The following is a 24,705-nucleotide window of genomic DNA, read 5'->3' on the forward strand; positions in this document are numbered from 1 at the left end:
GGCGCGCGTCGAAGTGTTGCTTTCGGGCAGTTTCCGTCCGGCGCGCGAAAAAAAACCCCGCCGGCGAGGGCGGGGTTGCGGTGGCGGCGCCGGCCGGCGCGCCGTCGATCAGAAGTGGAAGTTGGCGCTGACACTGACCGAGCGCGGCGTGCCCGGGGTGTAGCGGTAGCCGCTCTTGTTGATCGCGGCGACGTACTGCTTGTCGGCCAGGTTGTAGACGTTCAGCTGCAGGTCGACGTTCTTGCTGACCGGGTAGGTGGCCATGGCGTCGTAGACCCAATAGGAATCGGTCGAGACCGGGGTGCCGATGGCGCCGTCGGTGCCGCGCAGCAGCTGGTCGACGAAGCGCGCGCCGCCGCCCAGCTTCAGGCCCATCGGCAGGGTGTACGAGGTCCACGCGGTGAAGGCCTGCTTGGGCGTGTACACCAGGCTGTTGCTGAGGTTGGCCGAGACCTTCTTGCCCGACTCGACCGTGGCGTTCATGCGGGTGTAGCCGGCGCTGACCAGCCAGTTACGCATCAGTTCGCCGGTGACGCCGATCTCGATGCCCTGCACCTGCTTCTTGCCGGTCTGGTAGAACTTGAGCAAATCGACCGGGGCCTGTTCGACCTCGTTCTTGACCACGGTCTGGTACAGCGCCGCCGTCAGGGCCAGCTTCTGCTTGAGGAAGTCCCACTTGGTGCCGATCTCCTTGGTGGTGGTGACCTGCGGATCGTAGTTGGCGTTGGACGCGCTGCTGGCCGAGGCGCTCAGCGCGAAGGTGCTGCCGCCCGGCGGCGCCTTGGAGGTGGCGTACATGGCGTAGACGCTGCTGTCCGGGGTCGGTTTGTAGAGCGCGGCGATCTTTCCGTTGACCAGGGTGTCGGCGGCGCTCAGGCGGGTCGGCACCGGCGTGCCGACCGGCAGCAGTTTGTTGGTGGCGGTGCTCAGCACGATGTCGCTGTAGCCGATGTCGAAGCGGTCCAGACGCACGCCGCCGTTGATCATCCACTTCTCGCCGATCTTGACGGTGTCGAACAGGTAGGCGCTCTGGGTGTTGACGGTGGTGTCGATGAACGTGCCGTCGCGCACCATGTTCAGGTGCCCTGCGGCTGGACGTTGGGGTTGGGCGCGTACAGCGGGGTCGGGTCTTGAAGGTGCCGGTGCCCTTGTAGCCGTAGCTGGTCTGCTTCTCGCTGGTCAGCTCCAGGCCGGCCACCATGGTGTGCTTGAAGGCGCCGGTGTCGAACTCGGCGGTGACGTTGGTCTGGTTGGTCAGGATGCTGTTTTCACGGTCGCGCACGGTGCGGATGGTGCGGTCCAGCTTCCAGGTGCTCGGATCGGTGGCGACGGCGCCGACGTCGACGAGTTTTTTGTCGACCATGCGCGGCTCGGTCCACAGGTTCTCGGTGCGGCCCATGAAGCCGGTGAGCAGGTAGTTCTGCTGGGTCTTGCCGTAGCGCGTGGTGTTCTGCAGTTTCAGCGTCGGCGAGAAGTCGTGCTCGACGCGCAGGGTGACCATGTCGGCCTTGACCTTGTCGAAGTCCGAGGTGGTGCCGTAGAAGTTCTTCGGATCGACCTTGGGGGCGTTGGCGATGTAGGGGCGGGCCTTGTCCGGGCTGGTGTAGCCGGGCAGGCCGACGGTCGGCACGCCGCCGTCGGGCACGTTGTCCTGCTTGACGTGGAGGAAGTCGAGGAAGACGCGGGTCTTGCCGTTCAGGCCGAAGGCGACGGTGGGCGCGATGGCCCAGCGCTTGTTCTTGACCTCGCGGCGGCCCGGGTTCTCGCTGTCCTGGTCGAGCACGTTCAGGCGCACGGCGGTGCCGGTCTCGGCGTTGATGACGTGGTTCCAGTCGGCGGCGACGCGCTTCTGCTTGGCGCTGCCGACGGTGACGATGGCGCCGTAGGAATTTTCCAAGGTCGGTTGCTTGGTGCTCAGGTTGACCGAGCCGGTCGGCGCGCTGCGCCCGCTGTCGGTGCCGGCCGGGCCCTTGAGCACGTCGATCTGTTCGATGTTGAAGACGTCGCGCGAGATCGCGCCGACGTCGCGCACGCCGTCGACATAGATGCTGCCCGAGGTGTCGAAGCCGCGCATGTAGATGGCGTCGCCGGTGTTGGTGCTGCCGTTTTCGCCGAGGAAGAAGGTGCCCACGCCGGGGGTGTTGCGCAACGCCTCGGTCAGCGTGACGGCGCCCTGTTGCTCGATCAGCTCGCGCTTGATGACGGTGATGGTTTGCGGCGTGTTGACCAGCGCCTCGGTGTACTTGGGCGAGCTGGCCTTGTCGGCCTTGAACTCGTTCTCTTTGGCGCCGAGCACTTTGACTTCCTGCAGGGTCTGGCCGGTCCGCGCGGTGGCGGCGGCCGGGGCCGGGGCGGCCTCGGCGGCGTGGGCGGCGACCGGCAGCAGCATCGCCGCCAGGGCGGTGCCGACATGTTGGGTCATGCTCAGGGGGGCGTGCTTACGGCTCTTGATGAATGCCATGTCTTCTCTCGTCGATGGGTGGTGTGCTGGCTGGCGGTGGCGGTTGTCGCCGCTGCCGCGCTGGCTGGGCAAAAATTTGATGTAGATTAAATATTGTGTGAGATTGTAACGAAGTGCGGTTTGAAAGTAAATGAGAATTGTTGCTATTCGCATTCCGGTGGGCGCAACGCAACGACGCCGGCCGGCGCCGGGGGGCGCGGCCGGCGTCGCGGGCCGAACGGGGGGAGGGGGCTGGCCGGGGCGGCTCAGCTCATCTGGAAGTTGATCGGCACCAGCACATAGACCGAGACCGGCTTGCCGTCCTCGAGATAGGGCTTGTACAGGGCGCGCAGGGCGGCCTGGCGGCCGGCCTCGTCGAGGTTGCTCGAGCCGGACGACTTGTGCACCGAAACCTGCTCGGGCAGGCCTTCTCGCCGATCAGCACGCGCAGCATCACCACGCCGGTTTCGCCCAGGCGGCGCGAGATGTTGGGGTAGACCGGCTGCGGCGCGCGCAGGTACTCGACGCCGGTGACGGTCTTCGGCGCGCTGGGCGCGGCGGACGGGGTGACGGCGGCGGTGCTGCTGGTGGCCACGCGGGCCTCGACGGCGCGCGCCGGCGCGGCCGGCGGCAGGGTGATGGTCGGCTCGACCTGCGGCGTGCTCAGCAACGGCAGCGGCGGCACGAAGGTCGGCGCCTGCGCCAGCGCGACGGTCTTCGGCGGGCTGCTCGGCTTGGGTGGCGGCGGCGGCGGTTCGGCGGCGACGAAGGTCACGTTGACCACCTGCGGCAGGGCGCGCACCATCTTGTGCAGCGTGCCCGTTTGCAGCAGGTAGAACAGCACGCCGTGCAGGACGACAATGCCGGCCAGCGGGGCCAGCTTGGCGCAACGCTGCTTCAGGCTGGGCTGCGGCGTGTGGCCCAGGTCGGCGCCGTAGGCCGACGACATCGTCATGCTGCTCATATGAATGCTTTCAGTGTTCTCAGGTGGTCAGCACGGGACGCGCCAACACGGTTTCCTGGATGCGCTCCAGATGGTCGCCCAGCACCTCCTTGGCGCAGCTGTGGCACTTGCCGCAGCAGGTGGCCACGCCGAGGTCGCGGCGCAGCTCGGCCATGGAGTTCAGGCCCAGGTCGATCGCCTGGCGGATCTCGCGGTCGGATATGTTGTTGCAGACACATACAATCATCGGTGCACCTATAAGTCGGGAAAGGCAACGTCAATCAAAGGGCGGTCGGCACAGGCACGGGGCGACGGGGGCGGGGTCGGCGGCTGTGGGCAAGACAATGTTGGCTTCCACCTAATGCGAATCATTATCATTACCTGATGCATTCTGCCGCAACTTTCAGCAGTTTGCAAGCGCAAATAGAAACTATTCGCATTACCGTTTATAATGCTAGTATTGGTCTTTCCGGCCGGAACGTTATATTGGCGTGGGCCGGGGCCGCATTTCTGCTGTGCTGTATTGTTGGATTGCCGTCGTAACGTCGTTGTTATACATAACCGGACACTTTGCTCATGACACTCGCCCCCACCCTGATCACACTAGACGCCCTGAAGGTGGGCAGCAGCGGCACCGTGGTGCATGTCGCGCCGGGCGACGCGGGCGACGGCGCCGACCTGGCGCGCCGGCTGATGGAGCTGGGCTTCGTGCCGGGCGAGAAGATCCGCATGCTCAAACGCGGCGTGCCGGGCGGCGAGCCGCTGGCCATCAAGGTCGGCAACTCGACCTTCGCGCTGCGCCGCTTCGAGGCGGCGCTGGTCTCGATACAGGCGGAGTGAGCATGGGTGTCGTGGAACATAGCGCGCCGGTGGTGGCGCAACTGCCGATGGTCGCCCTGCTGGGCAACCCCAACTGCGGCAAGACCGCGTTGTTCAACCGCCTGACCGGGGCGCGGCAGAAGGTGGCCAACTACGCCGGCGTGACCATCGAACGCAAGGAGGGCCTGTTCACCTCGCCGGACGGGCGGCCCTTCCGCGTGCTCGACCTGCCCGGCGCCTATAGTTTGTCGGCGCACACGCCGGACGAGGCCATCACGCGCGACGTGGTGGCCGGCCTGCGCGAGGGCGAGCAGTCGCCCGACGTGGTGGTGTGCGTGGTCGACGCCACCAACCTGCGCCTGAACCTGCGCCTGGTGCTGGAGATCCAGCGGCTCGGCCTGCCGATGGTGCTGGCGCTGAACATGGTCGACGTGGCCAAGAAGCGCGGCATCGAGATCGACGCCGACAAGCTGGCCGTCGAGCTGGGCATGACGGTGGTCGAGACGGTGGCGGTGCAGAACGGCGGCGAGAAGTCGCTGCTGCGCGCGCTCGACGCCATGTGGCCGCTGCACCAGGTCAAGGTGCGGCCGCTGGCGGCGATCGACGCCGTCCCGGTCGAGCAGACCCAGCGCGAGGTGCGGCGCATCCTGGCCGCCGTCAGCAACGACTTCCACGACACCGGCAACCTGAGCGAGAAGATCGACGACGTGGTGCTGCATCCCGTGCTCGGCCCGCTCATTTTGGCGCTGCTGATGTTCCTGGTGTTCCAGGCCGTGTTCAGCTGGGCCAACACGCCGATGGACCTGATCAAGGACGGCGTCGGCTGGCTCGGCCAGCTGCTCGCCACCCACATGCAGGAGGGCCTGCTGCGCAGCCTGCTGGTCGAGGGCATCCTCGGCGGCGCCGGCAGCGTGCTGGTGTTCCTGCCGCAGATTTTGATCCTGTTCTTCTTCATCCTGATTTTGGAGGACTGCGGCTACCTGCCGCGCGCCGCCTTCCTGCTCGACCGCCTGATGGGCGGGGTCGGCCTGTCGGGCCGCGCCTTCATCCCGCTGCTGTCGAGCTTCGCCTGCGCCATCCCCGGCATCATGGCCGCGCGCACCATCCAGAATCCGCGCGACCGCCTGGTGACGATCATGATCGCGCCCTTGATGACCTGCTCGGCGCGGCTGCCGGTGTACGCCCTGATCATCGCCGCCTTCATCCCCGAGCGCGAGGTGGCCGGCTTCATGAGCCTGCAGGGCCTGGTGCTGTTCGCGCTGTATTTCGCCGGCATCGCCTCGGCGATGGCGGTGGCCTGGGTGATGAAGCGCGGCATGGGCTCGCAGCACCAGCACCCGCTGATGCTCGAGCTGCCCAGCTACCACTGGCCGCACCTGCGCAACCTGGGCATGGGCCTGTGGGAGCGCGCCAAGATCTTCGTCTCGCGGGTCGGCACCATCATTTTGACGCTGATGATTTTGCTGTGGTTCCTCAGCAGCTTCCCCGGCGCGCCCGAGGGCGCCACCCATCCGCCGATCTACTACAGCCTGGCCGGCCTGCTGGGGCGCGGCCTGGAGTTCATCTTCGCGCCGATCGGCTTCAACTGGCAGATCTGCATCGCCCTGGTGCCCGGCCTGGCCGCGCGCGAAGTGGCGGTCGGCGCGCTGGGCACGGTGTACGCGCTGTCGCAGACCGGCGACGAGCTGGCGCAGTCGCTGGCGCCCATCATCGCCGGCTCGTGGACCCTGCCGACCGCCTTGTCGCTGCTGGCCTGGTACGTGTTCGCGCCGCAGTGCATGTCGACGCTCAGCGTGGTCAAGCGCGAGACGGCCAGCTGGCGCTATCCGCTGCTGATGGCCGGCTACATGTTCGCGCTGGCCTACACGGCCTCGTTCCTGACCTACCGCATCGCCCTTGCCCTGAGCGGAGCCTGATATGTGGCAGCAACTGATCGTCTTCCTCATCGTCGGCGGTGCCGCGCTGCACTTCTGCACCAAGTACCTGCCGCTGGCCTGGCGCCAGCAGATCGTCCACTTCCTGGCGCGGCGCGGCTTCGACCAGGCCAAGATGGCCAAGCTGTTCAAGACCGGCCCGAGCTGCGGCTCCGGCTGCGGCAGTTGCGGCAGTTGCGATACGCCGGCCAAGCCGGCCGCGTCCGACTCCGCCAGCGCCTCCTCGTCCTCTTCCTCCTCGAATTCGAGCAAGCGCGTCATCATGCTGCGCGTGCAGCGCTGAGCCGCTGCGCCCTCCTGCGACACCGAATCCCCCCTTGCCGGCGCCGATCTTCCTGCGCAAGTATTAGACGGTGCCGGCTTTCCGCTTCTGCCGCCGCGCCGCCGCGCCCAGCGCGCCCAGGCCCAGCGCCAGCATGGCCCACGACGACGGTTCCGGCACGGCGCTGACGTTGAAGTTGCCGGTGAAGTAGGAGTCCGCCGTGCCCTTGACGCCGGCCAGGCCGATCTCGACGTAATCCTTGCCGACGTTCAGCGTGTAGCCGCTCAGATTGCTGTCCACCGTCAGCGACGACAGGTGGCCGCCGGCGGGCGAAAAGTCCAGGCCGCTCAGGCGGAACACGATGCCTACCCCCCACTGGCTGGGATGGAGGAAGTCGATGAGGAATTTGTCGCCTTCGACGTTCAGGCTGTAGGCCACGCTGTACTGTTGCAGATCGGCTGTGCCGGCCTGCACGACGAAGGGCGCTTCCAGGCCGAAGCCGCCGATGCGGCCTATGCCGCGGCCGGTGTCGACGGTGCGGTACATGCCGGCGTCGACGGTGTCGCCGACCAGGGTGGGGGCGGCTTGCGCGCCGGCGGCGAGCAGCAGGGAGGAGAGTAGTGCGACTAACTTCATCGGTGACCTTTTTTCGCGTGGTGGGTGGTTTGATCGTGCCAGTAAATAAAGATAAATTGGCAACCGAAAAATAACCCGAAACGCCTCGCTTAGGTGGAAAAAGTGATAAGGACGCGGATCTTGTGCGGAAAAACGACGCCGGCCGCCTCAGCCCAGCTGGTGGAAGGATTCGGCCTGGGCCAGCGGCCAGTACAGGCCGAACACCGGCGGCAGGCGCGACAGCTGGCTCGGGTCGAGCAGCTCGCCCGGCTCCAGGTAGGGCAGCAGGGCCGAGGCCAGCTTGACCTGGTTGGGCGAGATGCGCCGCACGATGTGGTGCGGCTTGAGCTGGTTCGGATGGCTCAGGCCGGCGGCGGCGATCAACTGGGCCAGCGCCTTCATGGTGTTCTGGTGGAAGTGGGCGACGCGCTGGGTCTTGTCCGGCACCACCAGGGCGCGCTGGCGCAGCTTGTCCTGGGTCGCCACGCCGGTCGGGCAGCGGTCGGTGTGGCAGTTCTGCGATTGGATGCAGCCGAGCGCGAACATGAAGCCGCGCGCCGAGTTGCACCAGTCGGCGCCCAGCGCGATGGTGCGGGCGATGTCGAAGGCGGTGATGATCTTGCCCGAGGCGCCGATCTTGATGCGCTGGCGCAGATTGGCGCCGACCAGGGTGTTGTGCACCAGCAGCAGGGCCTCCTGCAGCGGCGTGCCGACGTGGTCGCTGAACTCGACCGGCGCGGCGCCGGTGCCGCCCTCGCCGCCGTCGACGACGATGAAGTCCGGCGTGATGCCGCTCGCCAGCATGGCCTTGACGATGGCGAAAAACTCCCACGGGTGGCCGATGCACAGCTTGAAGCCGGTCGGCTTGCCGCCCGACAGGGTGCGCAGCTTGTCGAGGAAGGCCAGCATCTCCAGCGGCGTGGCGAAGGCCGAGTGGCTGGCCGGCGAGACGCAGTCGCGCCCGGCCGTGACGCCGCGCGTGGTGGCGATCTCGATGCTCACCTTGGGGCCGGGCAAAATACCGCCCTGGCCCGGCTTGGCGCCCTGCGACAGCTTCAGCTCGATCATCTTGACCTGCGGCGTGGTGGCGTTGGCGACGAAGTTGGCCTCGGAGAAGCTGCCGTCCGGGTTGCGGCAGCCGAAGTAGCCGGAGCCGATCTCCCACACCAGGTCGCCGCCGTGCTCGCGGTGGTAGGGGCTGATGCTGCCTTCGCCGGTGTCGTGCATGAAGCCGCCGAGCTTGGCGCCGCCGTTCAGCGCCAAAATCGCGTTGGCCGACAGCGCGCCGAAGCTCATCGCCGAGATGTTGAACACGCTGGCCGAGTAGGGCTGGGCGCGCGGGCAGTCGGGATGGTTGCCGATCTCGATGCGGAAGTTCGGCTCGGCCACCACGGCCGGCTGGATCGAGTGGTTGATCCACTCGTAGCCGGCCTGGTAGACGTCGAGCTGGGTGCCGAAGGGGCGCTTGTCGGTCTCCACCTTGGCGCGCTGGTAGACGATGCTGCGCTGGTTGCGCGAGAACGGCGCCGCCACCGTGTCGTCCTCCAGGAAGTACTGGCGGATCTCCGGCCGGATCGACTCGAAGAAGAAGCGGAAGTGGGCCAGGATGGGGTAGTTGCGGCGCAGCGCGCGCTTGCTTTGCAGCAGGTCGGCGACGCCGACGAGCACCAGCGCGCCCGACAACAGCGGCAGCCACAGGCCGTCGAGCAGGTACAGCGACAGCGGCAGGGTCAGCAGGCAGACCAGGAAGGCCAGGTAGCGCGGGGAAAACAAGGTCATGGATGCTCCGGTGGTGGCGGGGTGGTCGGGCGGCGCCGGCCCCGGGGCGCGCCGCGCGGCCGCCGGAACATTACCCGGCGGAACCGGATTCGAGTGTACTGCGCTTTCTTGCCGGATGCTACCGGCGGCGTCCGCCGCGCCGCCGCCCCGGCGCCGTCCGCCGCGCCGGGGCGGTGTTGTAAAATATGCGATTGAACACGCCCGGAACCAGCACCATGGGTAGATTACTCGCCATCGACGGCCTCAACATTGTGCGCCGCGTCTACGAAGCCAGTCCCGAGCCGGACTCGGCCGAGAAGGCCGACACCGCCCTGCGCCACGCCCTGTCGTCCTTCCGCACCCTGATCACCGAGCACGCGCCGAGCCACGTGCTGCCGGCCTTCGACTTCGGCGGGACCACCTGGCGCCACGCCCTGTACGCGCGCTACCGCGAGGGCCGCGCGCCGATGCCGGCCGTGCTGCGCGAACGCCTGCCGGCCTTCTACGACAAGCTGGCCGGCTTCGGCCTGCACGTGGTGTCGGTGCCGGAGGTGGAGGCCGACGACGTGATCGGCACCGTGGTGCTGCGCTGGCTGGCCGAGGGGCGCGGCGAGGCCACCGTGGCCAGCACCGACAAAGGCCTGCACGGCCTGATCGCCCAGGGCGCCATGGTGTGGGACCATTTCAAGAGCGAATGGCACGACGCCCCCTGGGTCGAGCGCAAATGGGGCGTGCCGCCCGAGCAGCTGCCCGACCTGCTGGCGCTGATGGGCGACGTCACCGACAGCATCCCCGGCGTGTCCAAGGTCGGCGTCAAGACGGCGGCAAGACTGTTGCGCACCTACGGCACTCTGGACGCGATCATGGCCGGCGCCGGCATTCTCAAGGATACCCTTGGAGAAACACTACGAAAAGAGCGGGAAATGCTGTATCTTTCAAGACAACTAGTGGAATTGAAGACGGACGTGCGGGTCGGCGTGAGCTGGAACATGCTGGCTTGGGAGAAGTAACAGCGGTGGGGGCGGCCCCGGACGCGCGTCGAACAACAACAGCTCAAATGTGATTAGAGGTTCTTTACGATGTTAAAAGCGGTCATTATCGATTCCAGCGCCGTGGCGCGCGGCCTGCTCAACACGGTCCTGCTGGACGGCGGCTACGACGTCGTCGGCCAGGGCCACACCTGCGCCAGCGGCATGGCGCTGATGGTCAAGTACCACCCGCAGATGATCTGCATGGCGCGCGAGCAGATGGAGAGCGATCCGCAGGTGCTGCGCGAGATCCGCAGCACCTGGCCGAAGAGCCTGATCTTCATGGTGTCGAGCGAGTTCGACGCCGCCACCGTGCAGGCGGCCCACGCGATGGGCGTCAACGGCTTCATCGTCAAGCCCTTCAAGGCCGACACCGTGCTCAACACCATCCGCAACACCGTCATCGCCATGGTCAAGCGGCAGCGCGCCGCGCTGGCCGCGCAGAGCGACGGCGCGGCCGCCGCCGAGGGCGGCGATGCCTTCCGTAGGCTAGCGCGGCAGTCCAATCTAAGCTACGGACCCCGGAAGAGCTGGGGTCAGACCCCGCGGGGTCTGACCCCGGTTTGGCACCGGGGTTGTTGTTGGCGTGCGCGGCGCCTTGGCCGCCAAGGCTTAGCCCCGGACCTGGCCGGAGCCGGCGATGATGCCGCCGCCCAGGCAAACGTCGCCGTCGTACAGCACGGCCGACTGGCCCGGCGTGACCGCCCACTGCGGCTCGCTGAAGCTGAGCGCGAACTCGCTGTCGCCGGCGGGCGCGATGGCGCAGGCCACGTCGGCCTGGCGGTAGCGCGTCTTGGCCGCCATGCCGCGCGCCTCGGGGGCGTGGCCGGCGATCCAGCTGGCCTGGTCGGCGCTCAGCGCGGCCGACAGCAACCACGGGTGCTCGTGCCCCTGCACGATGTAGAGGATGTTGTTGACCACGTCCTTCTTCGCCACATACCAGGCGTCGCTGCTGCCGTCCGGGTTCTTGTAGGCCTTCATGCCGCCCACGCCGATGCCCTTGCGTTGGCCCAGCGTGTAGAAGCTCAAGCCGACGTGCTCGCCGACCACCTTGCCGTCCGGCGTCATCATCGGCCCCGGTTTGTACGACAGGTAGCGGTTGAGGAACTCGCGGAACGGCCGCTCGCCGATGAAGCAGATGCCGGTCGAGTCCTTCTTGGCGGCGTTCGGCAGCGCCAGCTTCTCGGCGATCAGGCGCACCTCGGTCTTGGGGATCTCGCCCAGCGGGAACAGGGTCTTGGACAGCTGCGCCTGGTTCAGCCGGTGCAGGAAGTAGCTCTGGTCCTTGGTGTGGTCCATCGCCTTGAGCAGCTCGAACCGGGCGCCGTTCTGGCGCACGCGGGCGTAGTGGCCGGTGGCGATCAGGTCGGCGCCCAGGTGCATGGCGTGGTCGAGGAAGGCCTTGAACTTGATCTCGGCGTTGCACAGCACGTCCGGATTGGGCGTGCGGCCGGCCTGGTACTCGCGCAGGAAGTCGGCGAACACGCGGTCCTTGTATTCGGCGGCGAAGTTGACCGCCTCGATGTCGACGCCGATCACGTCGGCCACGCTGGCCGCGTCGATCCAGTCCTGCCGCGTCGAGCAGTATTCGGAGTCGTCGTCGTCCTCCCAGTTCTTCATGAACAGGCCGACCACCTCGTAGCCCTGTTCCTTCAGCATCCACGCCGCGACCGAGGAATCGACCCCGCCCGACATGCCGATCACGACTTTTTTCTTACTCATCTTGCTTCATTTCCAAATTAGGTAGATTCCACTTCCTTGAACACGGAAGCGTGGGTGTGCAGCAGCGCCAGCGGCGCGCGCAGACCGGACAGGTATTCGTCGACGCACTGCAGCACCAGCGGGCTGCGGTGGCGCTCGGGACAGGCGGCGATCTCGTCGCGCGTCATCCACAGGGTGCGGATGATGCCATCGTCGAGCGGCTGGTCGTATGCGGCGCCGGGCACGCCGCAGAAGGTGAAGCGCAGGTAGGTGACCTCCTCGCCGGTGCGGCGCGAGGTGTAGCGCGACATGTACATGCCGACCAGCGCGGTGGGCGTGAAGTCGTGCGCCGTCTCCTCCAGCGTCTCGCGGATCACCGCCTGCTCGAGCGACTCATGCGGGTCCAGGTGGCCGGCCGGCTGGTTGAGGCGGATGCCGTCGCTGGTCTCTTCTTCGACCAGCAGGAAGCGGCCATCCCGTTCGATGATGGCGGCAACAGTAACAGAGGGTTTCCAGATACGCGGCATGAGTCATCCTTGAAAGAGCCGACATTTTAGCCTGTTCCGCGCGCTTCGTTCTTTCATCGTGTTGTCATTAATTGGCATTACCTTGAAATAAAACAAAGTTGATGCGGAAAAACTATGGTCGACTGTTGGGTTTTCCGGTTGTTCACGTCTTTTGTTGCGGATTCATTACAAATAGTAATAAATGTAGTGATAAATGGCGTATTTATTGATAAATAAATAGCAAGTATAGTAGGCCTCGCGGCAGCGGCACAGCCCCTTGCGGCACGGTATGGACTAGTGGGACGCCCCTAATTGTTGCTGGGGCAAAACTGTTGTGGTCAAGGCTTTCCGTGTTAGATTCTAGTCAGTTTATCAACCTTTGGAGGCATATATGAGAATAGGCATACCGGCCGAGACGCGGTCGGGCGAGACCCGCGTGGCGGCAACGCCCGAGACAGTCAAAAAGCTCGCAGCCAAACACCAGATCATCGTGCAGTCCGGCGCGGGCCTGACGGCCTCGGTGACGGACGAGGCCTATGCCGCCGCCGGCGCGCAGATCGGCACGGCGGCGCAAGCCTTCGGCGCCGACGTGGTGCTCAAGGTGCGCGCACCGAATGTTGATGAACGCGCGCTGATGACCCCGGGGACGGTGGTGGTCGGCATGCTCAACCCCTTCGACGCCGACAACAACGCCGCCATGGCGGCGGCCGGGTTGCAGGCCTTCGCCCTCGAGGCGGTGCCGCGCATCACCCGCGCCCAGTCGATGGACGTGCTGTCGTCGCAGGCCAACATCGCCGGCTACAAGGCGGTGATGGTGGCGGCCAACACCTACCAGCGCTTCATGCCGATGCTGATGACGGCGGCCGGCACGGTGAAGGCGGCGCGCGTGCTCATCATGGGCGTCGGCGTGGCCGGCCTGCAGGCCATCGCCACGGCCAAGCGCCTGGGCGCGGTGATCGAGGCCTCCGACGTGCGTCCGCCCGTCAAGGAGCAGGTCGAGTCGCTCGGCGCCAAGTTCATCGACGTGCCCTTCCTGACCGACGAGGAGCGCGAGATCGCCAAGGGCGTCGGCGGCTACGCCCGCTCGATGCCGGCCGACTGGATGCGCCGCCAGGCCGAGCTGGTGCACGAACGCGCCAAGCTGGCCGACATCATCATCACCACCGCGCTGATCCCCGGCCGGCCGGCGCCGGTGCTGATCTCCGAGGAGACCGTCAAGGCCATGAAGCCGGGCTCGGTGATCGTCGACCTGGCCGTCTCGCAGGGCGGCAACTGCCCGTTGTCGGAATTGAACAAGACCGTGGTCAAGCACGGCGTGCACATCGTCGGCGAGCCCGACCTGGCCACCCTGGTGGCGGCCGACGCCTCGGCGCTGTACGCGCGCAACGTGCTCGACTTCCTCAAGCTGATCTTCGACAAGGAAGACAAGCTGGTGATCGACCGCGAAGACGAGATCCTCAAGGCCGCGCTGATGTGCGCCGGCGGCGAAGTGCTGCGCAAATAACTGGAGAAGAATATGGAAGTCACCCACACCATCACCAATCTGATCATCTTCGTGCTGGCCATCTACGTCGGCTACCACGTGGTCTGGAACGTCACGCCGGCGCTGCACACGCCGCTGATGGCGGTCACCAACGCCGTCTCGGCGATCATCATCGTCGGCGCCATGCTGGCGGCCGGCCTGACCGAGGGCCTGGTCGGCCAGATCGCCGGCACCGTCGCCGTCGCGCTGGCGGCGGTCAACGTCTTCGGCGGCTTCCTGGTCACCCAGCGCATGCTCGAGATGTTCAAGAAAAAAGAGCCGAAGGCCAAACAGGACGGAGGCAAGGCATGAGTTTCAGCATGGATTTCATCAGCATGAACCTGGTCACGATGATGTACCTGATCGCGTCCGTCTGCTTCATCCAGGCCTTGAACGGCTGTCCTCGCCGGCCAACGCGCGCAAGGGCAACGCCTTCGGCATGTCCGGCATGGCCATCGCCGCCGTCACCACGCTGGCGCTGATCCTCAAGCTCAAGTCGCAGGCCACCGGCGGCAGCATCGGCTACCTGCTGGTGATCGGCGGCGTGGTGGTGGGCGGCGGCATCGGCGCGCTGCTGGCGAAAAAGGTCGAGATGACCAAGATGCCGGAACTGGTCGCGGCGATGCACTCGCTGATCGGCCTGGCCGCCGTCTGCATCGCCGTCGCCGCCGTCTCCGAGCCGCACGCCTTCAACATCGCCGCGTTGGGCGAGGCGCTGCCGCTGGGCAACCGCATCGAACTGTTCATCGGCACCTTCGTCGGCGCCATCACCTTCTCCGGATCGGTGATCGCCTTCGGCAAGCTGTCGGGCAAGTACAAGTTCCGCCTGTTCCAGGGCGCGCCGGTCAGCTTCCCCGGCCAGCACATGCTCAACCTGGTGCTGGCGCTGGTGATGGTCGGCCTGGGCCTGGTGTTCTGCCTGGCCGGCGGCAGCGAGCCGGCGTGGATTCCGTTCATCGTCATGACGGCGATCGCCTTCGCCCTCGGCGTGCTGATCATCATCCCGATCGGCGGCGCCGACATGCCGGTGGTGGTGTCGATGCTCAACTCCTACTCGGGTTGGGCGGCGGCCGGCATCGGCTTCTCGCTCAACAACGCCATGCTGATCATCGCCGGCTCGCTGGTCGGTTCCTCCGGCGCGATCCTCTCCTACATCATGTGCAAGGCGATGAACCGCTCCTTCTTCAACGTCATCCTGGGCGGCTTCGGCGGCGACCCGGCGGCGGCCGGTCCGGCCGGCGCGCAGGAGGCCCGTCCGGTCAAGGCCGGCTCGGCCGACGACGCCGCCTTCATCATGGCAAACGCCGAGAGCGTCATCATCGTGCCGGGCTACGGCCTGGCCGTGGCGCGCGCCCAGCACTCGCTCAAGGAATTGGTCGAGAAGCTGACCCACAAGGGCGTCAGCGTCAAGTACGCCATCCACCCGGTGGCCGGGCGCATGCCGGGCCACATGAACGTGCTGCTGGCCGAGGCCGAGGTGCCCTACGACCAGGTGTTCGAGATGGAGGACATCAACGGCGAGTTCGGCCAGACCGACGTGGTGCTGGTGCTGGGTGCCAACGACGTGGTCAACCCGGCCGCCAAGGACCCCAAGTCGCCGATCGCCGGCATGCCGATCTTGGAGGCGTACAAGGCCAAGAGCATCATCGTCAACAAGCGCTCGATGGCCTCCGGCTACGCCGGCCTGGACAACGACCTGTTCTACCAGGCCAACACCATGATGGTCTTCGGCGACGCCAAAAAGGTCATCGAGGACATGGTCAAGGCGGTCGAGTAGGCCGTAGCGGCGGCGCCCGCGCGGCGGCGCCGCCGCAGCAACAACAACCGCGTCCGGCGCCCGCCCGACGCGGTTTTTTTATCGCCGTCAAGGCGCCAAGTTAACCGATCCAGCCAACCGCACTTGTATCAATTCCAGCAGCGCCCGCACACGCGCGGTCACGGAATGGCGATGGCTGTATGCCCCCAGCAATTTCAGAGGCGCGGGACACAGGTCCAGTGGTACCTCCTGCAATCGGCCCGTAGCAAGATCTTCCTGGCAGGGATAGGCCGCCACAATCGCGAAGCCGATGCCTTGCCGTGCGCCTGCCACTGCCAGTTCTCCGCTGTTGACGCGGTAACGGCTGCGGACCGGCACCTTGACGATTTCTCCTGCAGCGTTCTGAAACTGCCAAGGCTGACCTTTCAGCGCACTGAGTGTGGTGATGCAGGGTAGAGACTTCAGTTCGCGCACATGGTGTGGCATGCCGGTCTTTGCTAGTAAGGTGGGGGCGGCAACCACGATGCTGGGCAGGGTGGCGAGTTCGCGGGTGATGAAAGTACTGTCCTCCTGATCGCCCCGGTGGAAGACGATTGAAAGATCAACGTCCTCTCGAAGTACCTCCAGCCCGGTCATCCGAGTATCGCATTCAAGCTCGATGCCTGGATGGAGGCTACAGAATTCGGCCAGGATAGGAGCTAGCAGCCTTGGCGCTTCTCCTGGCATGCACATCCTTAGGGGGCCACGCAGCTCACGCTGTACTGTGCCAAGCTCTTCCTCGGTGGAGAGCAAGGCGTCGAGCAAGGGTTTTGCGCGTTCGTAGAGTAGCCTGCCAGCTTCCGTCATGCGCAGGTGGCGGGTGCTGCGTTCCAGCAGGCGGACTCCCAGCATGCGTTCCAGCGAGGCGACGTGGCGGCTAACGTTAGAAGATGGCAGGGTCAGCAGGCGTGCCGCGCCGGCAAAGCTTTGTTCATCGACGACCGCCACGTAGACACGGACTGTATTCAGGTCGAGGGCATTGCGCATTATTATCCCGATTAAGGTATGAAAGCCGCCCATTTTTACATACTAGTACTCCACAGTGACGGAATTTAATATGCCATCTCGTCCGATGAATCGCCGTCGGCGGCACGTCGGGACGGATTGAATAGGAGAGCTTTAGCATGGAAATCGGAATACTTGGCGGCGGCATTGCAGGGTTGAGCGTGGCGCTTGCCTTGAGCAATAAAGGGTACAGTCCCCGGGTATATGAGCGCCGGGCGGGGCCGGCAACCATGGGGGCTGGCGTGACGCTCTGGCCCAATGCCAGCTTTGTGCTGGAAGAACTGGGACTGCTGCAAGACATTGAGGCCATTGGCGGTAGACCGCTGACAATGCGTCGCCAGGATGCTGCGGGAAATGCACTGGGGGCCTCGATATTGGTTTGCTGGACCGGACGATGGGATACCCAACCTACACGGTGCTGCGCAGGCACTTGCAGGAGGTGTTGCTGGATCATGCGGCACGGGCAGGGATTCCGGTGGAGTTCGAGCGCCGGGCGGTGGCTATTGAGCTTGATACTAATGGCAGAGCCGTGGCCCATTTCGAAAATGGCGCGAGCATCCGCCCAGATCTGCTCATTGGGGCCGACGGCCGCATGGAATCAGTGGCGCGCAAGTTTGTCGCGGGTGACAACACACCAATCTATCAAGGCTTTGTGAACTGGATTGGCGTGGCGCAGGGGCCGCATGCGCTGGTGAACGATGTTTCGATTCAAGACTTCTGGGGCGCGGGCAAGCGCTTCGGTTGCGTGCCGGTCCGGCCGGATCTGGTCTACTGGGCGGCGGCGCAGGCACGGCCATTGCCGATGACGGCGCCTGCAGCGGATATGCGTAAGGAAATTGAGAACCTGTTCGCGGAATGGCCTGAGCCTGTCACACGTCTCATCCAGGCGACACCGGCGGATGCCATCCGACTGATTGCCGTGCATGACTTGGAGCCGCTGCACACGTGGAGCCGGGCAAATGTGCTGCTCGTGGGGGACGCGGCGCACGCGCCGTTGCCGACGTCGGGGCAAGGAGCCTGCCAGGCGCTTGAGGATGCGTGGCATTTGGCCCGGTGCTTGGATGGTGCAAGTGGAGGCTTGGAAGACATCTTCCAGGCGTTTGCGAGAATTCGCGCTCCCAAAACCGCAAGGCTGGCGGAACAGGGCCGGGTCTTCGCACGTGGGTTGTTCGCCACAGATCCCGAAACCTGTCGCATCCGCAACGAGAGGGCCAAGGCGTCCGATCCTGTGCGTGACGTGCAGGTCTTGGCAGCCGGATGGAGCCAGGGTCTACCGATGCTTGGTGGCGCAGACAGCACGTCAGTGGAGGTAGGCGGCTTTGACAGCCTGTACCGCATTGAATGAGGTGTACTGGATTCCACGCGGATAGAAAGTCATGTCCCCATTGACGAGAACCGAGCGGCCGGCTGAGCTTGACAGGCGCTGGATGCGATTTTTCAGGTTTTATGCAAACGCCTCTTCCCACGCATCCGGTCAGCTTGCATGTGGGCATCAGCCGGTAAGTGTTACATAGCAGACCGTGGCCATCGAAACTCGAACGGCGGTAATGGGGCGACAGCGACCCTTTGCGCAGGCCGAAAAGGGAGCTTGCCGATATGGGCTGTCATTTGCAGTTAGCGTGAGCCGGCGGCCATGGAATGCGAGCAGACGCCGTCGATCGCAAGCTCGTTTGTAGATAGCGTGAGCACGGGCACATTTTCATTTGCAGTCAATTCGAGCCAAAACCGGCGTCAAACGCGAGCACGGTCAGTTTGGAATGCGAGCCGCTACACCTGGGGTCTGACCCGCGATCTTGGCGGCGGCGCTGCCGTGCGCCGAAAAAAAGTACTCTTCAGATAGTATTGGTTAGATTGCAAGTCAACGACTCGGGGATAATGGCAACACATTTTGTATTGCCGCAATTGACCGCGCCCCGACCCGCCCACAGCCAGCCCGCACAGCATGAATCCTCGCCAGCCATCCCCGCCGCCCCGCCGCCCGCGCCTGTCGCCTGGCCGCGTCGTGGTCGGCGCCGTGGTGTTGGCGGCGGCGCTGGCCAGCCTGACGATGGCCGGCTGCCGCGGCTGGGCCGGCGGCGTGCGGCCAACCGAGGTGCGCCAGGAGGTGTTGCTCAACAGCGCGGCCAACGCCGTGATGGAGCCGCTGGCGCTGGCCGTCGGCGCCGACGACGGCCTGCTGGTGGCCGGCGGCGCCACCGCCACGCGGCAGGCCTGGGCGGCGCGGCTGAGCGCCGCCAACAAGGTCGAGTGGATGTATTTCCGCGAGTCGCCGCCGGCCGAGCGGCTGGCGCAGGAGGCCAGCGCGACCACGCCGGAGTTCCGCGCCGTGGCCAGCATGGCCGACGGCAGCGTCTTCTTGTGCGGCAACACGCCGTACCGCAGCGGCGCCTCGAACATCTTCCTGACCCAGCTCGACCGCCAGGGCCAGCTGCTCAGCGAAAGGCCGCTGGAGACGCCGGCGCTGCGCGGCGCCATGGTCTACCGCGCCGACCAGTGCATCGCCTGGGGCGGCGGCGTGGTGCTGCTGGCCCACGAGCAGCACTACCCGCTGCCCGGCGCCGACGGCGGCCACGGCGTGCGCGCCTCCTACCTGCTGCTGGCCTTCGACCGGCTGGGCAATTTCAAATGGGAGCAGGTGGTGCCGACGCTGGGCGAGGGTTTCGCGCCGGACGGCCAGGGCGTGGTGCTGCGCGAGGCCGGCGGCGCGCTGCTGGTGTCGGCCACCGACAACGTCGACACCGAGGTGCTGCGCTTCGACGCCGACGGCCGGCTGCGCGCCCACCGCCGCTTCGACGGCCGCTATCTGCTGCTGCGCGGCCGGGCCGGCGACGCGGTCAAGCTGTTCGGCTCGGTGCCGGCCAACGACGCGCTGCCGCGCAGCGTGGTCACGCTCGACGCGACGCTGGCGGTGGTGGCGCGCACCCAGGGCGACAAGCCGTTCGACTTCGCCGTGCGCCACGCCTTCGAGAAGCGCGACGGCTCGCTGCTGTTGTTCGGTTCCGAGCTGCACGCCCAGGGCGAGCGCCTGCGCGCCGGCGTGCGCGTGGTCGACGCGGCGCTCAAGCAGGAGCGCCATGTGGCCTTGGACCATCGCCAGCGGCTCGAGCCGAGCGCCATCCTGGCCGCCGGCGCGCGCGGGCGCGACGGCGGCTACGCCTACGCCACCATCGCGGTGCCGGCGCGCGCCGCCGTGCGCACCAGCGGCGCCGAACCGGCCGACGTGGTGGTCGGCGCGGTGGTCACCTTCCTCGAGTAGGCGGGCAGCAAATTCAGGGTCAGACCCTAGGGTCTGACCCTAAGGTGAACCTGCTGCCGTGCCGCAGGCGTTCAGCGGCGGCCGTACAGCATCAGCTCGGCCAGCAGGCCGCGCGCCGGCGCGACCACGTCGATCGCCGCCAGCGACAGGCCGAGCAGCGCCTGCAGCGGCGAGTCGTTGGCGAAGACGCGCGCCATGCCGTCGGTCAGGCGCACGGTCAGCGCGCGGTCCTGCCGGCGCAGGCCGTTGAACCGGCCCAGCATGGCCGGCGTGGCGCCCTGCGCCAGCAGGCGCGCCAGCACGCTGACGTCGCGCAGGCCCAGGTTCAGGCCCTGGCCGGCCACCGGGTGCAGCGTCTGCGCGGCGTTGCCGATGGCCACCGTGCGGGCGCTGGCGCGCTCGCCGGCGTTCAGGCCGAGCGGGAAGCCGAGTCGTGGCGTGGCGTGGGTGAAGCTGCCCAGGCGGCCGCCGAAGGCCCGCCCCAGCGCCGCCAGGAAGGCGGCCTCGTCCAGGGCCAGCAGCTGGCGCGCCGTGTCCGGCCGCGCGCACCACACCAGCGAATAGCCGTCGTCCTGCGGCAGCAGCGCCAGCGGGCCCTGTTCGGTGAAGCGCTCGTAGGCGCGCTGCGGAATGGGCGCGCTGCTGCGCACCTCGGCGATCAGCGCGGTCTGGCCGTAGTCGCGGCGCAGGCTGCGGCCCTCCTGCTGGTCGAACAGGCCGCCCTCGGCCTGCACCACGATGGCGGCGCGCAGCGTGCGACCGGCGTCGCCGCCGGCATCGGCGTCGGATTCGTCGCCGGTCAGGCGCAGTTCGACATGCTCGGCGTGCTCGGTGTGGCCGAGCACGCGGGCCGGGCGCAGCGTGGCGATGCCGGCGCGCTGGCACACCGCGCCCAGCGCCGTGACGATGTCGCCGTAGCGGGTCACGTAGCCCAGCGCCGGCACGTGGTGCTCGGCGCGGTCGATCAGGCTGCGGCCGAACTGGCCACGGCGCGAGACGTGGATCTGGTGGATCTCGGTGCAGGCCAGCGGCCAGGCGCCGACCTGCTCGAGGATCTGCCGGCTGCCGTGCGACAGCGCCAGCGTGCGCGGGTCGTGGCTGGCCTGCTCCAGCGTCTTGGCGTCGACCAGCACGATGCGCCCGGGCGCCACGCCGCGCTTGGCCAGCAGCGCGGCCAGCGCCATGCCGGCCGGGCCGGCGCCGCAGATGGCGATGTCGTAGTCGCAGTCGGCTGCCGCCGCCGCTGCCGGCGCTGGTTGCGCCGCCGGCTGCGGCGTGTGTTGCGGTGCGTCGGCTTGGGCGTGCTGCGGTGGGGCGGGCGGTATGGCGTGGGCGGTGGTCATGGTGTGTGGCGCATCAAATGTTCGATCTCGGCGACGGTCTTGGGCGCGGCGGCGCTCAACACCTCGTGGCCGGTGGCGGTCAGCAGCACATCGTCCTCGATGCGGATGCCGGTGTTCCAGAATTGTTCGGGCACGCCCTCGGCCGGGCGCACGTAGATGCCCGGCTCGACCGTCAGCACCATGCCCGCCTGCAGCGGGCGCGAGGGCTTGCCGGCCTCGGCCAGGTCGCGGTAGTGGCCGACGTCGTGCACGTCCATGCCCAGCCAGTGGCCGGTGCCGTGCATGTAGAACTGCAGGTAGTGGCGGTTGGCGACGACGTCGTCGACCATGCCGCAGCGCTGGCGCGACAGCAGGCCCAGCTCGAGCATGCCCTCGGCCAGCACGCGCAGCGCGGCCTCGTGCATGTCGCTGTAGCGGCGGCCCGGCCGGGCCGCTTCCAGCGCCGCCGCCTGCGCCGCCAGCACCAGTTGGTACAGGGCGCGCTGCGGCGCGCTGAAGCGGCCGTTGACGGGATAGGTGCGGCTGATGTCGGCGGCGTAGCCGTCGAACTCGCAGCCGGCGTCGAGCAGCACCAGCTCGCCGTCGCGGCACAGGGCGTTGTTGCGCTGGTAGTGCAGCACGCAGGCGTTGGCGCCGGCGGCGACGATCGAGGTGTAGGCCGGCGCCTGGGCGCCGTGGCGGCGGAACTCGTAGAGCAGCTCGGCCTCGATCTCGTATTCGCGCATGCCGGGCCGGGTCGCGCGCATGGCGCGCGCATGGGCCTGGGCCGAGATGGCGCCGGCGCGCCGCATCAGCGCCTGTTCGTCGGCGTCCTTGAACAGGCGCATCTCGTCGAGCAGCGGCAGCAGGTCGCAGGCCAGGGTGGGCGCGGTGACGCCGCTGCGCGCCAGCTGGCGCACGCCGGCCAGCCAGGTCTTGACCTGGGCGTCCAGCGCGGCGCTGTGGCCGAGCGCGTAGTACAGCGCCGGCGCGTTGGCCAGCAGCCGGCCCATCTCGGCGTCGAGCTCGTCGATCGGGTGGGCGGCGTCGAAGCCGAAGCCGGCGCGCGCCGCCTCGGGGCCGTGGCGGAAACCGTCCCAGATCTCGCGTTCGGGGTTCTTTTCGCGGCAGAACAGGATGCTGCGGGCCGGCGCGTCGGCGCGCGCGGCGAGCAGCACCAGCACGCTGTCGGGCTCGTCGAAGCCGCTCAGGTAGTAGAAGTAGCTGTCGTGGCGGTAGGGGTAGTCGCTGTCGCTGTTGCGCGCCACCTCGGGCGCGGTGGCGAGCACCGCCACGCCGCCCGCCTGCATGTGCGCCAGCAGGCGGGCGCGGCGCGCGGCGTAGGGGCTCATCGCGCGGCGGGGCGGTTCAGGGCCTCGAGTTGTTCGACCGTGCCGACGTTGGTCCAGTCGCCCTGGTAGACCTCGCCGCCGACGCGGCCCTGGCCGATCAGCTGGCGCAGCAGCGGGCCGAGCTTGGCGTGGCTGCCCGGCTCGATGCCGTCGAAGATTTCCGGCCGGTAGACGCCGATGTTGGCGAAGGTCCACAGCGGCTCGCCCTCGTTCGTCAGCGTGTACAGGTTGACGCCGAAGTCGCCCAACGGGTGGTGGTCCGGGTTCTTCACCAGGTAGAGCCAGGCCAAGTCGCGCTTGTCGGCCGGCCAGGGCACGCCCCACATGTCGTGCTCGGGCAGCACGTCCTTGACTTGCTCGAAGTCGAAGTAGGGGCAGTAAATGTCGCCGGAGATGGCGAGGAAGGGCTCGTCGCCGAGCAGGTGGCGGGCCTGGGCCACGCCGCCGGCCGTCTCCAGCGCGGTCCGCTCGGGCGAGTAGGCGATGCGGGCGCCGAACCGGCTGCCGTCGCCCAGCGTCTGCTCGATCAGGTCGCCCAGGTGGGCGTGGTTGATGACGATGTCGGTGATGCCGGCGCGCACCAGGTTGAGCACGTGCCAGACGATCAACGGCCGGCCGCGCACGGCCAGCAGCGGTTTCGGACAGGTGTCGGTGAGCGGGCGCATCCGCTCGCCGCGGCCGGCGGCGAAGATCATGGCTTTCATCGCGGCCCCGCTCAGAAGGTGTAGCCGACTTGCGGCTGGACGTCGTCGAGCTGGTCGAGCAGGCGCACCAGCGGCTTCAGCTCGCGGTAGCGGTTGGCCGTCTTGCGCACGTAGTCGAGCAGGATCGGCAGGTCGCCGAGGAAGTTGGTCTTGCCGTCGCGGTAGGCCAGGCGGCAGAACAGGCCCAGGTTCTTCAGGTGGCGCTGCAGCGCCATGAATTCGAAGTCGCGGTAGAAGGCGTCGATGTCTTTGTTGACCGGCAGGCCCAGTTGCTTGGCCCGCTGCCAGTAGCGGATCACCCAGTCGAGCACCAGCTCCTCGTCCCACTGCACGTAGGCGTCGCGCAGCAGCGAGCCGAGGTCGTAGGTGACCGGGCCGTAGACGGCGTCCTGGAAGTCGAGCACGCCGGGGTTGCCGGCGTCCATGCGCATCAGGTTGCGCGAGTGGTAGTCGCGGTGCACGTAGACCTGCTGCTGCGCCAGGATGTTGGCCTGGATCGCCGCGAACACCTTGTCGAGCTCGGCCGCCTGCGCCGCGCTCAGCGTGGCGCCCAGGTGTTTGCCGACGTACCACTCGGGGAACAGGTCCAGCTCGCGCTGGAAGAAGGCGCGGTCGTACTCGGGCAGCACGCCGGGCTGGCTGGCCAGCTGGAAGCGGCTGAGCGCCTCGAGCGCCTCGGCGTACAGGGTCGAGGCGTTGTCGTGGTCGAGCACCTGCAGGTAGGTGGTGTCGCCCAGGTCGGACAGCAGCAGGAAGCCCTGTTCGAATCCGTGCGCGACGATGGCCGGCACGGTGACGCCGGCGGCGGCCAGCATGGCGTCGAGCTTGACGAAGGCGGCGCTCTTTTCGCGCTCGGGCGGGGCGTCCATGACGATCAGCGTGGCGCCGTGGGCGGCGCGGTGCTCGGCCAGCACGTCGACGCGGAAGTAGCGGCGGAAGCTGGCGTCGGCCGAGGCGGCGCGGGTGCTGTCGACCCGCACCAGGTTCAGGCCGGAGAGCCAGGCTTGCAACAGGATCAGGCGGGTGTCGGGCGCGGCGGGCGCCGCGTCGGGTGATGAATTAGACAATAAAGACATAAAGCGGCCTGTGGAATCCGGTTGATTGTGAAGATTCCCATATAATAAGGGATTCAAATCAAAAAATCGCCTGTCATGGTGTTTCGATTCCTCTTTTCATGAGCAGTATGCGCCGGCCAACTGCCCCCCCCAAGCTGTACCGATGGGCCTATGCCCTGACCGCCCTGCTCGCCGCCACGGCGGCGCCCAGCCACGCCCAGACCAAGCCGCGGCCGCCCAGGGTGGAGGACCAGAACGCCGTCACCACCGTGCGCGCCGAGGACATCGGCGGCCGCCCCGAGCGCGAGATCACGCTCGAGCGCGACGTCGAGATCGTCAAGGACCAGACCCGGGTCAAGGCCGACACGGCCTGCTACCGCCAGGTCGAGGACGAGGTCGAGGCCAACGGCCACGTGCGCATCTGGCGCTTCGGCGACTACTTCACCGGCGACGAGCTCAAGCTCAACCTCGACACCGGCAAGGGCTATATGCTGCAGCCGACCTACCGCATGGAGCTCAACCACGCCCAGGGCAAGGCGCGCCGCATCAACTTCCTCAACGAGGACGAGGCGCTGGTGCTCGACGGCACCTACAGCACCTGCCACCAACCCGGACTGGTATCTGAAGTCGAGCACGCTGAACCTGGACTCGGGGCGCGACGTCGGCACCGCCGGCAAGACCATCGTCT

General features: G+C 67.1%; 21 protein-coding genes and 4 pseudogenes. 11 read left to right on the forward strand and 14 right to left on the reverse strand.

Annotated elements, in window-relative coordinates; all coding sequences use genetic code 11:
- Positions 1–108: 108 nt before the first annotated feature.
- The 3 genes and pseudogenes from QC826_RS00540 to QC826_RS00550 form a co-directional block, all read right to left on the reverse strand.
- Complete coding sequence (locus QC826_RS00540) at positions 109–1,074, reverse strand: TonB-dependent receptor domain-containing protein (RefSeq protein ID WP_279763940.1); 966 nt, start codon at positions 1,072–1,074, stop codon at positions 109–111.
- Between the two features lie 913 nt (positions 1,075–1,987).
- A pseudogene (locus QC826_RS31140) lies at positions 1,988–2,614 on the reverse strand (TonB-dependent receptor plug domain-containing protein); the annotation flags it as partial.
- A 92-nt stretch (positions 2,615–2,706) separates the two neighbouring features.
- Positions 2,707–2,847, reverse strand: coding sequence for an energy transducer TonB (locus tag QC826_RS00550; protein ID WP_279763941.1), 141 nt, complete (start codon positions 2,845–2,847; stop codon positions 2,707–2,709).
- A 123-nt stretch (positions 2,848–2,970) separates the two neighbouring features.
- On the opposite strand from QC826_RS00550, the gene QC826_RS00555 reads away from it, so the two are divergent.
- Positions 2,971–3,276: a hypothetical protein gene (locus QC826_RS00555; protein WP_279763942.1), complete on the forward strand. Its 306-nt coding sequence runs from the start codon at positions 2,971–2,973 to the stop codon at positions 3,274–3,276.
- A 147-nt stretch (positions 3,277–3,423) separates the two neighbouring features.
- Here QC826_RS00555 and QC826_RS00560 read toward each other — a convergent pair whose 3' ends face one another.
- Positions 3,424–3,630, reverse strand: a complete 207-nt coding sequence (locus tag QC826_RS00560) for a bacterioferritin-associated ferredoxin (RefSeq protein WP_093389080.1) — start codon at positions 3,628–3,630, stop codon at positions 3,424–3,426.
- A gap of 329 nt (positions 3,631–3,959) precedes the next feature.
- On the opposite strand from QC826_RS00560, the gene QC826_RS00565 reads away from it, so the two are divergent.
- Genes QC826_RS00565 through QC826_RS00575 form a run of 3 tightly spaced genes read left to right on the forward strand, consistent with a single transcriptional unit; the run spans position 3,960 to position 6,419 of the window.
- A complete protein-coding gene (locus QC826_RS00565; protein WP_093389079.1) occupies positions 3,960–4,223 on the forward strand; it encodes a ferrous iron transport protein A in 264 nt (87 codons plus the stop codon).
- Positions 4,224–4,225: 2 nt separating this feature from the next.
- Positions 4,226–6,118 carry a ferrous iron transporter B gene (locus tag QC826_RS00570; RefSeq protein ID WP_279763944.1) on the forward strand — a complete coding sequence of 631 codons (1,893 nt, stop codon included), beginning with the start codon at positions 4,226–4,228 and terminating at the stop codon, positions 6,116–6,118.
- Position 6,119: 1 nt separating this feature from the next.
- Positions 6,120–6,419, forward strand: coding sequence for a DUF6587 family protein (locus QC826_RS00575; protein WP_279763945.1), 300 nt, complete (start codon positions 6,120–6,122; stop codon positions 6,417–6,419).
- Between the two features lie 63 nt (positions 6,420–6,482).
- Here QC826_RS00575 and QC826_RS00580 read toward each other — a convergent pair whose 3' ends face one another.
- Both QC826_RS00580 and QC826_RS00585 read right to left on the reverse strand, forming a co-directional pair.
- A complete protein-coding gene (locus QC826_RS00580) occupies positions 6,483–7,034 on the reverse strand; it encodes a PEPxxWA-CTERM sorting domain-containing protein (protein ID WP_279763947.1) in 552 nt (183 codons plus the stop codon).
- Positions 7,035–7,181: 147 nt separating this feature from the next.
- Entirely contained in the window at positions 7,182–8,792 is a 1,611-nt protein-coding gene (locus QC826_RS00585) for an FMN-binding glutamate synthase family protein (RefSeq protein ID WP_279763948.1), read from the reverse strand.
- Positions 8,793–9,007: 215 nt separating this feature from the next.
- Between QC826_RS00585 and QC826_RS00590 the strand changes: the two genes are divergently transcribed.
- Together QC826_RS00590 and QC826_RS00595 are read left to right on the forward strand one after the other, a co-directional pair.
- On the forward strand, positions 9,008–9,781 hold the full coding sequence (locus QC826_RS00590) for a 5'-3' exonuclease H3TH domain-containing protein (RefSeq protein WP_279763950.1): 774 nt from the start codon (positions 9,008–9,010) through the stop codon (positions 9,779–9,781).
- A 69-nt stretch (positions 9,782–9,850) separates the two neighbouring features.
- Positions 9,851–10,129, forward strand: a pseudogene (locus tag QC826_RS00595) (hypothetical protein); the annotation flags it as partial.
- A gap of 282 nt (positions 10,130–10,411) precedes the next feature.
- Here the strand turns inward: QC826_RS00595 and mnmA are convergent.
- Positions 10,412–11,521, reverse strand: a complete 1,110-nt coding sequence (mnmA, locus tag QC826_RS00600; protein WP_279763951.1) for a tRNA 2-thiouridine(34) synthase MnmA — start codon at positions 11,519–11,521, stop codon at positions 10,412–10,414.
- Between the two features lie 17 nt (positions 11,522–11,538).
- The gene (locus tag QC826_RS00605; RefSeq protein ID WP_279763953.1) at positions 11,539–12,027 is read right to left on the reverse strand and encodes an NUDIX hydrolase; all 489 of its coding nucleotides are present in this window, start codon (positions 12,025–12,027) and stop codon (positions 11,539–11,541) included.
- 370 nt (positions 12,028–12,397) lie between these two features.
- On the opposite strand from QC826_RS00605, the gene QC826_RS00610 reads away from it, so the two are divergent.
- From QC826_RS00610 to QC826_RS00620, 3 genes and pseudogenes are all read left to right on the forward strand, one after another.
- Positions 12,398–13,510 (forward strand): Re/Si-specific NAD(P)(+) transhydrogenase subunit alpha, encoded by a 1,113-nt coding sequence (locus QC826_RS00610; protein ID WP_279763955.1) that lies wholly within the window; start codon positions 12,398–12,400, stop codon positions 13,508–13,510.
- A gap of 12 nt (positions 13,511–13,522) precedes the next feature.
- Positions 13,523–13,840: an NAD(P) transhydrogenase subunit alpha gene (locus tag QC826_RS00615; RefSeq protein WP_093389066.1), complete on the forward strand. Its 318-nt coding sequence runs from the start codon at positions 13,523–13,525 to the stop codon at positions 13,838–13,840.
- Between the two features lie 8 nt (positions 13,841–13,848).
- Positions 13,849–15,305, forward strand: a pseudogene (locus tag QC826_RS00620) (NAD(P)(+) transhydrogenase (Re/Si-specific) subunit beta).
- An 87-nt stretch (positions 15,306–15,392) separates the two neighbouring features.
- Here QC826_RS00620 and QC826_RS00625 read toward each other — a convergent pair.
- Positions 15,393–16,310 carry a LysR family transcriptional regulator gene (locus QC826_RS00625; protein WP_279763956.1) on the reverse strand — a complete coding sequence of 306 codons (918 nt, stop codon included), beginning with the start codon at positions 16,308–16,310 and terminating at the stop codon, positions 15,393–15,395.
- Between the two features lie 137 nt (positions 16,311–16,447).
- On the opposite strand from QC826_RS00625, the pseudogene QC826_RS00630 reads away from it, so the two are divergent.
- Positions 16,448–17,673, forward strand: a pseudogene (locus tag QC826_RS00630) (FAD-dependent monooxygenase).
- 597 nt (positions 17,674–18,270) lie between these two features.
- Entirely contained in the window at positions 18,271–19,584 is a 1,314-nt protein-coding gene (locus QC826_RS00635; RefSeq protein WP_279763957.1) for a hypothetical protein, read from the forward strand.
- Between the two features lie 71 nt (positions 19,585–19,655).
- Here QC826_RS00635 and QC826_RS00640 read toward each other — a convergent pair whose 3' ends face one another.
- From QC826_RS00640 to QC826_RS31145, 5 genes are all read right to left on the reverse strand, one after another.
- Positions 19,656–20,768 (reverse strand): FAD-dependent monooxygenase, encoded by a 1,113-nt coding sequence (locus QC826_RS00640; protein WP_409567840.1) that lies wholly within the window; start codon positions 20,766–20,768, stop codon positions 19,656–19,658.
- A 155-nt stretch (positions 20,769–20,923) separates the two neighbouring features.
- Positions 20,924–22,258: a Xaa-Pro aminopeptidase gene (pepP, locus tag QC826_RS00645; protein WP_279763959.1), complete on the reverse strand. Its 1,335-nt coding sequence runs from the start codon at positions 22,256–22,258 to the stop codon at positions 20,924–20,926.
- On the reverse strand, positions 22,255–22,962 hold the full coding sequence (gene murU / locus QC826_RS00650; RefSeq protein ID WP_279763960.1) for an N-acetylmuramate alpha-1-phosphate uridylyltransferase MurU: 708 nt from the start codon (positions 22,960–22,962) through the stop codon (positions 22,255–22,257). Before murU ends, pepP begins: the two co-directional genes overlap by 4 nt.
- 11 nt (positions 22,963–22,973) lie before the next feature.
- Positions 22,974–24,038 (reverse strand): aminoglycoside phosphotransferase family protein, encoded by a 1,065-nt coding sequence (locus QC826_RS00655; protein ID WP_279763961.1) that lies wholly within the window; start codon positions 24,036–24,038, stop codon positions 22,974–22,976.
- Positions 24,039–24,091: 53 nt separating this feature from the next.
- On the reverse strand, positions 24,092–24,700 hold the full coding sequence (locus QC826_RS31145) for a hypothetical protein (RefSeq protein WP_313872830.1): 609 nt from the start codon (positions 24,698–24,700) through the stop codon (positions 24,092–24,094).
- Between the last annotated feature and the right edge of the window lie 5 nt (positions 24,701–24,705).

It is taken from the genome of Rugamonas sp. DEMB1, assembly GCF_029834475.1.
GTDB lineage: Bacteria > Pseudomonadota > Gammaproteobacteria > Burkholderiales > Burkholderiaceae_D > Rugamonas > Rugamonas rubra.

What these genes read in the sequence shown, in the direction of transcription:
- QC826_RS00540 (WP_279763940.1), bottom strand. Translation starts at nt 1,074, where the DNA reads ATGGTGCGCGACGGCACGTTCATCGACACCACCGTCAACACCCAGAGC.
- QC826_RS00625 (WP_279763956.1), bottom strand. Translation starts at nt 16,310, where the DNA reads ATGCGCAATGCCCTCGACCTGAATACAGTCCGTGTCTACGTGGCGGTC.
- QC826_RS00565 (WP_093389079.1), top strand. Translation starts at nt 3,960, where the DNA reads ATGACACTCGCCCCCACCCTGATCACACTAGACGCCCTGAAGGTGGGC.
- QC826_RS00615 (WP_093389066.1), top strand. Translation starts at nt 13,523, where the DNA reads ATGGAAGTCACCCACACCATCACCAATCTGATCATCTTCGTGCTGGCC.
- QC826_RS00575 (WP_279763945.1), top strand. Translation starts at nt 6,120, where the DNA reads ATGTGGCAGCAACTGATCGTCTTCCTCATCGTCGGCGGTGCCGCGCTG.
- QC826_RS00655 (WP_279763961.1), bottom strand. Translation starts at nt 24,038, where the DNA reads ATGTCTTTATTGTCTAATTCATCACCCGACGCGGCGCCCGCCGCGCCC.
- QC826_RS00610 (WP_279763955.1), top strand. Translation starts at nt 12,398, where the DNA reads ATGAGAATAGGCATACCGGCCGAGACGCGGTCGGGCGAGACCCGCGTG.
- QC826_RS00640 (WP_409567840.1), bottom strand. Translation starts at nt 20,768, where the DNA reads ATGGCGCTGGCCGCGCTGCTGGCCAAGCGCGGCGTGGCGCCCGGGCGC.
- murU (WP_279763960.1), bottom strand. Translation starts at nt 22,962, where the DNA reads ATGAAAGCCATGATCTTCGCCGCCGGCCGCGGCGAGCGGATGCGCCCG.
- QC826_RS00560 (WP_093389080.1), bottom strand. Translation starts at nt 3,630, where the DNA reads ATGATTGTATGTGTCTGCAACAACATATCCGACCGCGAGATCCGCCAG.
- QC826_RS31145 (WP_313872830.1), bottom strand. Translation starts at nt 24,700, where the DNA reads ATGGTCTTGCCGGCGGTGCCGACGTCGCGCCCCGAGTCCAGGTTCAGC.
- QC826_RS00585 (WP_279763948.1), bottom strand. Translation starts at nt 8,792, where the DNA reads ATGACCTTGTTTTCCCCGCGCTACCTGGCCTTCCTGGTCTGCCTGCTG.
- QC826_RS00570 (WP_279763944.1), top strand. Translation starts at nt 4,226, where the DNA reads ATGGGTGTCGTGGAACATAGCGCGCCGGTGGTGGCGCAACTGCCGATG.
- QC826_RS00590 (WP_279763950.1), top strand. Translation starts at nt 9,008, where the DNA reads ATGGGTAGATTACTCGCCATCGACGGCCTCAACATTGTGCGCCGCGTC.
- mnmA (WP_279763951.1), bottom strand. Translation starts at nt 11,521, where the DNA reads ATGAGTAAGAAAAAAGTCGTGATCGGCATGTCGGGCGGGGTCGATTCC.
- QC826_RS00635 (WP_279763957.1), top strand. Translation starts at nt 18,271, where the DNA reads ATGAATCCTCGCCAGCCATCCCCGCCGCCCCGCCGCCCGCGCCTGTCG.
- QC826_RS00580 (WP_279763947.1), bottom strand. Translation starts at nt 7,034, where the DNA reads ATGAAGTTAGTCGCACTACTCTCCTCCCTGCTGCTCGCCGCCGGCGCG.
- pepP (WP_279763959.1), bottom strand. Translation starts at nt 22,258, where the DNA reads ATGAGCCCCTACGCCGCGCGCCGCGCCCGCCTGCTGGCGCACATGCAG.
- QC826_RS00605 (WP_279763953.1), bottom strand. Translation starts at nt 12,027, where the DNA reads ATGCCGCGTATCTGGAAACCCTCTGTTACTGTTGCCGCCATCATCGAA.